At 59.8% G+C, this 613-nt stretch carries 1 protein-coding gene; it reads right to left on the bottom strand.

The window, feature by feature from the left end; genetic code table 11:
• Positions 1-576 (bottom strand): transposase (locus CRJ00_RS02640; protein WP_180268399.1); only part of this gene is annotated, 576 nt, incomplete at its 3' end.
• Positions 577-613: the final 37 nt, after the last annotated feature.

Below are 613 nucleotides of genomic sequence, written 5' to 3'. Positions count from 1 at the left end.
CCGCTTGACCCTTCTGCTACTTGTGCCCGAGCTGTTCTGCCCCGGAGATAGCCCCAGCCAACTTGTGAAATGCTTCTCCGTGGCCCATCGTTCCAGATCGTTTCCCGTCTCGCTGTAGATCTGCATCCAGGTATAGTCCGTGATCCCGGGCAATATGGTGGCATCCCTGCCCTGGAAGAGGTCCAGCAGATGGGCGCCAAGGTCCCTGATGTCCGGCCTGTTGTGCCGKATCGGTTTCCTGGGCCCTGACTGGGTCCCTTTGCCGCCATCGCCGCCCTTCTGCAGCAGGGCTTCCAGCTTATGGTCACATTCGGCAATCTGCTTCATGTAGAACAGATAGGCCTCATGGGCGATCCTTAGGGCGAACACACCCCTTTCCGTATAGAAACCCTCCAGGGCGGCAAGGATCTCCTGGGACTTGGTCCTGCGCAGCCTGGTATGGCACAGGGACAGCAGGACACCAGGATCGCGCTCGCCCGACAGGATGGCACCGATGACGGCCATACCGCTTGCTCCATGGATCTGGCTCAGTACCTCGGGAAGCCTGATGTTCATTTCCACCAGGGCCTTCTGCATGTGGTTGACATGCATGGCGGCGTTCCGCAGCAGGTCC

Origin of the sequence: Sphingobacterium sp. 1.A.4, from assembly GCF_002734245.1 — a bacterium.
Taxonomy (GTDB): Bacteria; Bacteroidota; Bacteroidia; order Sphingobacteriales; family Sphingobacteriaceae; genus Sphingobacterium; species Sphingobacterium tenebrionis.
Note: the sequence above shows the minus strand (reverse complement) of the source record. Positions and strands in the feature narration are given on the sequence as shown.